Annotated in this window: 9 protein-coding genes and 1 tRNA gene; 3 read left to right on the top strand and 7 right to left on the bottom strand. The window is 65.5% G+C overall.

Translation table 11 applies throughout. The features are described 5' to 3' along the window. Window positions 1-114: 114 nt before the first annotated feature. Complete coding sequence (locus FFS10_RS22130) at window positions 115-1,638, bottom strand: CoA-acylating methylmalonate-semialdehyde dehydrogenase (protein WP_137896760.1); 1,524 nt, start codon at window positions 1,636-1,638, stop codon at window positions 115-117. Window positions 1,639-1,772: 134 nt separating this feature from the next. Here FFS10_RS22130 and FFS10_RS22125 point away from each other — a divergent pair, with 134 nt between their 5' ends. From FFS10_RS22125 to FFS10_RS22115, 3 genes are all read left to right on the top strand, one after another. After that, entirely contained in the window at window positions 1,773-2,744 is a 972-nt protein-coding gene (locus FFS10_RS22125; RefSeq protein WP_137896759.1) for a LysR family transcriptional regulator, read from the top strand. An 82-nt stretch (window positions 2,745-2,826) separates the two neighbouring features. Further along, a complete protein-coding gene (locus tag FFS10_RS22120; protein WP_137896758.1) occupies window positions 2,827-3,345 on the top strand; it encodes an ABC transporter ATP-binding protein in 519 nt (172 codons plus the stop codon). 372 nt (window positions 3,346-3,717) lie between these two features. Continuing rightward, entirely contained in the window at window positions 3,718-3,897 is a 180-nt protein-coding gene (locus tag FFS10_RS22115; RefSeq protein ID WP_212744176.1) for a hypothetical protein, read from the top strand. Between the two features lie 60 nt (window positions 3,898-3,957). Here the strand turns inward: FFS10_RS22115 and FFS10_RS22110 are convergent, their stop codons facing one another. The 6 genes from FFS10_RS22110 to FFS10_RS23075 form a co-directional block, all read right to left on the bottom strand. Next, the gene (locus FFS10_RS22110) at window positions 3,958-4,539 is read right to left on the bottom strand and encodes a hypothetical protein (RefSeq protein ID WP_137896757.1); all 582 of its coding nucleotides are present in this window, start codon (window positions 4,537-4,539) and stop codon (window positions 3,958-3,960) included. Window positions 4,540-4,559: 20 nt separating this feature from the next. Then, entirely contained in the window at window positions 4,560-5,993 is a 1,434-nt protein-coding gene (locus FFS10_RS22105) for a nucleotidyl transferase AbiEii/AbiGii toxin family protein (protein ID WP_171016202.1), read from the bottom strand. Next, the gene (locus tag FFS10_RS22100) at window positions 5,990-6,796 is read right to left on the bottom strand and encodes a type IV toxin-antitoxin system AbiEi family antitoxin domain-containing protein (protein WP_212744175.1); all 807 of its coding nucleotides are present in this window, start codon (window positions 6,794-6,796) and stop codon (window positions 5,990-5,992) included. Before FFS10_RS22100 ends, FFS10_RS22105 begins: the two co-directional genes overlap by 4 nt. Before the next feature lie 107 nt (window positions 6,797-6,903). Beyond that, a complete protein-coding gene (locus FFS10_RS22095) occupies window positions 6,904-7,842 on the bottom strand; it encodes a hypothetical protein (protein WP_137896755.1) in 939 nt (312 codons plus the stop codon). Between the two features lie 24 nt (window positions 7,843-7,866). Continuing rightward, entirely contained in the window at window positions 7,867-8,397 is a 531-nt protein-coding gene (locus FFS10_RS22090) for a hypothetical protein (RefSeq protein WP_137896754.1), read from the bottom strand. 111 nt (window positions 8,398-8,508) lie between these two features. Further along, window positions 8,509-8,623, bottom strand: a tRNA-OTHER gene (locus tag FFS10_RS23075). Window positions 8,624-8,843 lie beyond the last annotated feature (220 nt).

Raw genomic sequence — 8,843 nt, 5'->3', positions numbered from 1 at the left:
CGCTGGTGTCCATCCACCAGCACCTCCAGTGTTCCGCTTGAACCGCCGTATGCGGAACCGCACGTACGGTGGTGTGAGAGGGCTGAGGGGGTAACCCCTCACCCTACTCAATCCTTACTTGGCGGTCGGCATCACGAACTCGGCGCCCTTGCCAATGCTCTCGGGCCAGCGCTGCATGACCGACTTCTGCTTGGTGTAGAAGCGCACGCCTTCCTCGCCGTAGGCGTGCATGTCGCCGAACAGGCTCTTCTTCCAGCCGCCGAAGCCGTGCCAGGCCATGGGCACGGGGATCGGCACGTTGATGCCCACCATGCCGACCTGGATGCGGCGTGCGAACTCGCGTGCCACATGGCCGTCGCGCGTGAAGCAGGACACGCCGTTGCCGAACTCGTGGGCGTTGATCAGCTGCACCGCCTCGGCGAAGTCCTTGGCGCGCACGCAGGCCAGCACCGGGCCGAAGATCTCTTCCTTGTAGATGCGCATCTCGGGCGTCACATGGTCAAACAGCGTGCCGCCGAGCCAGAAGCCCTCGGCGCAGCCCGGGCCGGCGTCGGAGCCGGGGAAGCCCCGGCCGTCCACCACCAGCTGGGCGCCTTCCTTCACGCCCTGATCGATGTAGCCGCTGATGCGCTGACGCGCGGCCTCGGTCACGATGGGCCCCATCTCGGCGGCCAGGTTCATGCCGTCCAGCACCTTGAGGCTGCGCGCGCGCTCGGCCAGCTTGGCGACCACCTGGTCGCCGATGTCGCCCACCAGCACCGCGACCGAGATCGCCATGCAGCGCTCGCCGGCCGAGCCGTAGCCGGCGCCGATCAGCGCGTCGACCGCCTGGTCGATGTCGGCGTCGGGCATCACCACCAGGTGGTTCTTGGCGCCGCCCAGGGCCTGCACCCGCTTGCCGTGGCGCGCGCCGGTCTCGTAGATGTGGTTGGCGATAGGCGTGGAGCCGACGAAGCTCACGGCCTTGACGTCGGGGTGGGCGAGCAGCGCGTCCACCGCCTCCTTGTCGCCCTGCACCACGTTGAACACGCCGCCGGGCAGGCCGGCCTGCTTGAGCAGATCGGCCATGAACAGGCTGGGGCTGGGGTCGATCGGGCTGGGCTTGAGCACGAAGCAGTTGCCGGCCGCGATCGCCACCGGGAACATCCAGCAGGGCACCATGACCGGGAAGTTGAATGGCGTGATGCCCGCCACCACGCCCAGCGGCTGGCGCAGCGTCCAGTTGTCTATGCCGGTCGACACCTGGTCGGTGTAGTCGCCCTTGAGCAATTGCGGGATGCCGCAGGCGAACTCGACGACGTCGATGCCGCGCGCCACCTCGCCCTGGGCGTCGGTGAACACCTTGCCGTGCTCGGCCGTGATCATGCGCGCCAGATCGTCCTTGTGGCGGTTCAGCAGCTCCAGGAACTTGAACATCACGCGCGCGCGGCGGATCGGCGGCGTGTCGGCCCAGGCGGGAAACGCGGCCTGGGCCGCGGCCACCGCAGTGGCCACGTCCGCCTCGTTGGCCAGCCGCACCTGGCGCGCCACGGCGCCCGTGGCCGGGTTGTAGACCGGCTGGCTGCGCTGGCTGGCGCCGGCCGTGCGGCTGCCTGCGATGTACTGGGCGACCTCGTTGGAATCGGAATAGGGCTGCATGGTTTGTCTCTCGGGCTGGAGGGTGGAGGAGGGGGCAGGCGGGGCTGCGACCTGAAGCCAGTTTAGGAGCCCGAGGTGGCCACCACAAGACCGCGGGATTGAATTGATTGTTTGAAATGGTGAACAATCAGGTGATGGAAGGCCAAAAAGTCCATGAGCTCTGGAGCCACCTGCACTGGCTCACCGTGCTGGCGCAGCAGGGCAGCTACACTGCGGCCGCCGCGCGCCTGGGCGTGAGCAAGGCCGCCATGAGCCAGCGCATCGCCGAGCTCGAGCGCCTGGCCGGGGTGCCGCTGGTGCGGCGCACCACGCGCAGCGTGCGCCTGACCGAGGCCGGCCAGCGCCTGGTGGACGACACGCGCACCCCGTTCGAGCAGATTGCTCAGAGCTTCGCCGAGGTGCGCGATCTCGCGGCCGCGCCGCGCGGCCTGCTGCGCGTCACCGCGCCGGTGGCCTTCTCGCGCCAGCAGCTGGTGCCGCGCCTGGCCGGCTTCCTGCGCGACTACCCCGAGGTGCGGCTCGAGCTGGACCTGTCGGACCGCCTCTCATCGCTGGCCACCGAGGGCTTCGACCTCGCGATACGCCACACCGCCGCGCCGCCCGACACCCATGTGGCCTGGCCCCTGTGCGCCACGCACTCGGTGCTGGTCGCCAGCCGCAGCTACCTGCGCCGCGCCGGCACGCCGGCCCAGCCGCAGGACCTGCGCCACCACAGCTGCCTGCACTATCCGCGCGCGCAGGAAACGCCCACCTGGACCTTCGAGCCCTTGCGGCCCCGCCCGGGGGCAGCCACCGAGCGCATCACCGTGCCGGTGTCGGGCCCGCTCTCGGCCAACAACAGTGAGGCCCTGCGCGAGGCCGCGCTCACGGGCCTGGGCATCGCCCTGCTGCCCGACTTCAGTGCCCAGGCCAGCCTGCGCGCTGGCAAGCTGGTGCCCGTGCTGCCGCAATGGAAGCCGGTCGGCGGCTTCGCCGAGCAGCTCTATGCGATCCGGCCCTACTCGGCCCATGTGCCGCGGGCGGTGACGGTGTTTGTGGACTACCTGCGGCGGGCGTTTGCGGGAGGATTTGCAGAGGCGGCTCCTGGCGCCGAGCGCAATGCCTGAAATTGCGCGCGGTGCTTGTTCCTCTGGAACAGGCCTCTGAGAGGCAACGGGGCTGCGAGGTTCGTCACGCAAAATAGCGCCCATGGTCGACCTATCGCACCTTCCTCCCGGCCTCATCGCCGTCACCGGTGACGAGCGCAGCGGAAAGACCAGCCTGCTGCGCCGCCTCAGTGGCGATCTGCCACCTCTGCCAGGGCTGGCGCACTGCCCCGACGCGCTCTGGCTGGACCTGGGCCTGCCCGCGCAGGACGAACAGACCCCGCAGCAGATCTGGGACATGTTGCGACAGCGCTGCCCGCGCTGGAATGCGGCGTTGCAGCAGGAGTTGATGGAGGCGCTGGATCTGCATGCCCATCAGGGAAAGCAGCTGTTCATGCTCTCGGCCGGTTCCCGGCGCAAGGTGGCTCTCGTGGGCTTGCTGGCAAGCGGCGCCACGGTCACCTGCCTGGATCAGCCCTATGCGGCCTTGGACCAGGCGTCTGTCCGAGTCCTCCGCGACTTCCTGTGCGACATGGCCGACCACGCCACCCGCAGCTGGGTGATCGCAGACTACGAGGCGGATGCGCGTCTGCCCTGGCGGCGGGTCATTGTCCTGGGGTGAGCTTCACGCACCCTCAGGGCTGTTCGCGGCTTTCTTTCTCGACTGGCTCAAAGGTGCCCTGAGCGGTCAGTCGTCGATCGGACAAGCGGACGCTCGATAGAGACAGATCGTCGGTGCAACCGATCCGTCGGACGCAGTCACCATTGCCCCCCCGTCCCGATCCTGCCCGAGAACAACTCCTCGCACCACAATCTTGCGCGAGCACTACACGCTACCTGTGACGATTAGCGCCGGTTGTCTGGCCGTCATGGTCGAGGAGCAGAAGGCTAACGTCGATGCCTATAGCCGCGAGGAGAGCAGAACAGTGTCTTCGTGAACGACAAGGACGCGCTTTGCGCATGAGTCGAGTGCGGCGGCTGGCTTGTCGACTTCATGGCTCCCAACAATCTGCTCGTCAGTGAATCTGCTTCCTCATATCCGTTCTTCTTCGGACTCCGCATCGTTTCGGCCTATGCCATCGACCCGGCTTTGCCGTGCGAGGGATTCGGCGCGAATTTCATCACCGAGGCGGACCGCTCCGTGACCACGATTCTCCTGCTGGAGGAGTACTGACCGACCGTGAGGCTCGGCGTCACGCCGGGCCCCTGTCGTGTCGGCTGCCGCAGCCCATCCTCACGAACGCTGATGCCAGCCGAGCTGCTCCGCGATCAGCCGCCGGTAGGGTGTGTCGATCTGGGCCGGGGCCTGGCGCACGTACGCCTCGGCAAGCGGTCGCCTGTCATCGTCGAGGTCCCTCAAGAACGCGACGACTTGTTCGCCTGATGGCTTCGTGTCCTTTCCGTCGAACTTGCATGGGAGATTGGTCCAGACGACCGCGGCAAGGCCGTTCCCAGCGGCCCATGCAGCGATCGTTGTCGCTTCCCGACCAGCATTGCCGCCGTAGTCCCAGAAGCCTATGTCGGTCTCCCATCGCTTCGCGATGCCTTCGCGTCTCGCGAGGCGCTGGCGTGCCGTTGTCAGGTCGGACACGTCTAGCAGCGTCCAGCAGGTGCGCACGCGTGGCGTGTCGGCGCAGATCACCAAGGTAATCTTGTCTCCACGCTTGTCTGCCTTCGCGCCGGATTCGCGCGCGAACTCGACAGGGAGCAGCGGACCGTCGTTGCGCCATGCCCCGAGCATCGGAAGGTCTCGCGGGTCCCAGATCAGCGAGCCCCAGCCAATGCAGGCGATGGCTCCATCTGCAATCTCAGCCATATGTTCCGTTCCCGTCTTCGCTAGTATTTCGTCCGCACATACGTCCCGTAGGTCCCGTAGCAGTCATAGCCTCTCGGGTTCTTGTGCGGGTTCAGTGTGCCGTCCATCGTCTTTCTGTTGAACGTCTTGCCGCACACATTGCAGCGATAAACGTATGTCGGGCCGTCGCTGCGCGCAGGGGCGGCACGGCGGGCGCGTGCTGCGGGCGGCGTGCTCCATGCCGCGGTCGCGAGGCTTGGCCGCGTCACCGCCGGGGCGATGGCCAGCGGTCCATCGGAGCTCAGTTCGACCAGGTAGCGCGGCGCGAACGCCTGTCCAGTGACGGACGCATCGTGCATGCGATCCACGCGGTATGAGCGATGCTCGCCGGAGTCGCTGCGGATGGCATGCAGCACGAAGTTGCCTTCGGCGGTCTGCCGCAGCGAGTACGGCTCGATGCGGCGGACACTGCCGTCGTAGGTCAGGTCCACGCAAAGGTGGTTCGCAGCGGCGAAACGAATGATCTCCAGCGGCGCGCGTGCCCGCAGCGGCACGGACATTGGCAGCACGCGGCTGCGGATGATTGTTTCGGACGAGGCGGGCTCGATTCGCGCCCGCTGCGGCGCTTCTGCTCCGCCCATGAGCCAAGTGAAGATCTCAGGGAGTGCGGCCCAGAAATCCGCGACCGGCGGCAGAACCGGAAGCTGGTGGCCGAGCATGCTGGCCCACATCGCTTCCAGATCGGCGCGATGCGGTTCGAGCGCTTCAGCGCTCGGCACGGCGATGCCCTTGTAGCCGCACTTCTGCTCAAGCACATCGCGCAGCACCGCAGCAGGCGGGCGGCTGTCGCCGTGGCGATAGAGGTTCACCACGTCATAGAGATCGCGTGGCCGGGTCCGCTCACCCAGCGCACGCACTTTTTCGCCGAAGGCTTCTTCGTAGGCGTAGCAGTTGATCCACAGCCCGTCCTCAGGGCGATCGGAGTAGGGATGAAAGACCTCGCGCCGCACGGCAGGCAGCACAAGCTTTTCATCCGCCGTGAGATCAAGCTTGATCTTCGGCCATCCACCGGCGGTCGTCGCGGGCGACACCGGCCCGCGATAGCCCACCTTGCCTTGACAGGAGAGGCGACCACGCGGGTTCTTGTAGAGATCAAAGCTCAACTGATCGGCGGGGAGCACGACGCCGGATTCATCCGCCACCCACGTGATGACTTCGCCCAGGACACGGCGCAGGAAGCCTTCTTCAAGCTGGTCTTCGTCACGCAGCGTGAAGTCCAGATCCTCCGAAAACCGATACGTCTCAAAGTAGCACTTCTTTAGGCAGGTCCCGCCCTTGAACACCCACGAATTGACAAGGTCGGGATGGGCGTTGATCCCAGCCAGCAGCCAGCCGAGAACATAGTCCTTCTCGACGACACCGGGCAGCAGGCCGAATGCAGATGCCGCTTCGAGAATCTCGCGCTTATCGATCATGATGCAGCCTGCCTCCAACGCTCCGGCACCCAGAGCCGCCATGCTGTGTGCAGATGATGGGAGGGCAGTGCGGGATCGAGCTGCGCGTAGCCCTGCGTCAGGCGCGCGTGGCAGGCGCCCGCGAGGTCCGCGTTGTGCAGGCGTGTCTCGGCCAGAAAGCCGAGCCGTTTGAAGACCGCGCCGTTTCCGAATTGCTCCCCGTAGCGGATCAGCAGATCGCCGTCATAGGTCGGCGACTTCAGGTGCTCACTCAGGCAGTCGGCGACGTGATCGATCCCGCCGCAGGTGTCCGGCATCGCCAGCACGTCGATCATCGTGCGCGCCGGGTCCGAAATGCTGACGCGCATCGAGCCACGCCATATGGACTTGAGTCCGAAAAGGCGCTTCTGTCCGACGTGGTGGAGCAGGAAGGCGACACCCTGCGCGGTCGCGCGCTTTGCACTGATGCGCCTTGTCGTGAAGACAATGGTCTCGTTGAAGAGCTGTTCGGTCAGGTCCCAGTGGTGAGCGGCGGTCCAGCCACCGATATAGCACTGACCAAAGAGCGTCGGTACAAGGACCCAGGGGTCCTCGACGACTTGCTCGCTTCCGGCGAGATCGAGAGGGACGGGAACATAGAGGCCATGCCCTACGCGCCGCAGCCAGCCCTGCTTGAGCCAGCGCGAGAGGACCTTCGCCGCAGCCGGGCGGTCGAGGTCAAGCACCCTGGCCGTGGCGTCTATCGACACCACCTCCCGGGCGGCACGCAGCACTGCGGCCAGCCGCGCGCGCGAGGCTGGCAGGGGACTGACTTCCCTCATCATCACTACAATTTACCACGCAAAATTCGCATATTCAAGGAATTTCGTGTGGCGCGATATAGCAATCGCGAAAGCCCGCCTCGCCCTTCACGTGACGTGGCCAGCGGGGATCACCTTGTCTGCGGAACGTCCGCGCTCGCCGTCCCGGCCTCCTGCTGTTCTTCACGCAGCGGCAGAGCGGCGACCGCGTTGTTCAGCGTGTACAGGTAGGCGGTAAAGCACGCGCTCGCCTTCTCGAACTCTTCAAGGTTCGCGGCAAACACATCGCGCATCGGCAGTGGGGGCGTCCCGCCAAACCCGTATGACACGTCCTGCTTGCCTGGGATAACTTCGCTCTTGAAGGAGCCGTTCGCCTGCTGGACCATCGTGGTTGCCGGATCCACCGTGCGGACCACCATGCGCGTGTAGCCGACGTTCATTCGCGGCGCGATGGCGTGGCTGGCCAGATTGCGAAAGTTGCTGCTGAGCCTCAAGTAGTCGTCCTCATCAAGTGCCTTCAACGCGGCAATGAACGCAGCACCCCCATCCAGTGGCGCAGCGATCCGCTCAAGCTGGTTCTCACTGTCCTTGCGCGGCAGGAATCGGGGCTTGTCCTCTTTGCCCGGCTTCGGGTCTGAGTCGAGGCGGTCGGCATACGCGGGGTCCGCCGTCATGCGGACCTGGTGCAGCGCATTGGTTGCGACGAAGGTAAAGCGGTCGCGCGTTGCGCTCGGGTAGAACATGCACTGAAAAGCAATCGGCTCGACAAACTCCCATTGCAGCGACCACGCGTCTTCCTCGGGGAAACTGTCCAGCACGTCAAGCCAGACGTGCCAGCGGCGAAGCGCGCCCCGCCATTCGTTGAGTGTGTTGGTGAGTTCGCTCAGCTCGCTATCGACGAGGAAGTCCGCGAACAAGGGGCTGCCACGCCAGCGGACCTGCTTGATCCGCGGGCAGGTGTTGTAGGGGACGGGCGCGCCGTCGAGCGGCGACGGCGCGGCCAATGTCTCGATGTTGTCGGCATAGCGTGCGAGCGCCTGCCGACGACGGTTCGGCTCTAGCCGTTCCATGTGGCTCCCGTGTGCATCTCCCACTCAGCCTCTGATCGTGATCTCGATGGCATCCGGCTTGACGCCGAACGTCGCGGCTAGCGCCTTCTTTGCCTCGGCGATGGTCAGTATTCTCGCAGGCGCAACAGCTGAAGTCCCAGGCGCAGGAGCGGGTGCGCTCTCCACGGTCGGCATCGGCTGCCACCTCGCCTTCGCCGGGTCGATACGCAGGTCCTTAAGCAACGTGTAGCGCACCGGGTTGCGCCCGTGGTCCCATGCGTCTGGAACGTTGATGCGCGCGAATTCGCTGATGGCGATCTGCCAGCGATCCTCGTCGCCTTCCTCGCGCGACTTCCTGATCCCTGAAATCTTCCCGAGGAGGAACGCCGTCCCATGCGGCTCGGTCGCATCGGAGAACTCGTGATCCGCGTTGTGGCGGTTTTGTGTGCAGACCAGCCAAGTGCAGTTCTTCGCGCGCGCCGCGTTGAGCACCCAGGATTGCGAACCGCCCTCGCGGACGATGCGCTCGGCGCTGCGGGCGGTGAATACAACGATGGTGTCGGCTTCCTCGGTCATGGCGTGCTCCACTTCTAATGCGGCAACGCGATATTACAGACTATTGAACACGTTAGCAATAAATTCAGAAAAGTATATGGGCACTCGTCTGGTGGCCAGGGGCCGCCGGTATGGGTGCAGCGGCGGGAGTCGAACCCGCGACCTTCCTGCCCGCGCCCTGTGAGCGGGGAACACGTCGAAAACAGGATGCTCTATCCCCCAACAAGTTTAATGACGAGACGCTGCATTCTGCAGCCCGCAGTTGTACGCCAGGTCTGTGGGTTGCAAGAGCCGCGCTTCCCGATTGCTGGTCGCGACAGACTGCTGTGAAGGGCTGGGGTCAACAGCCGCTGTTGGCCGTTATGGAGAGCTCGACATAACGGCCATTATGAGAAGGCCCCAGTTATGAGAAGTTCTGGGATGGGGTAGGCCGGCAGGCCGCGTAAACGCTTGCGATCTGGGGCGTG

The organism is Ramlibacter sp. 2FC (genome assembly GCF_005503345.1).
In the GTDB taxonomy this organism is placed as follows: domain Bacteria; phylum Pseudomonadota; class Gammaproteobacteria; order Burkholderiales; family Burkholderiaceae_C; genus SCMQ01.
This window is presented reverse-complemented; position numbering and strand designations above follow the sequence as displayed.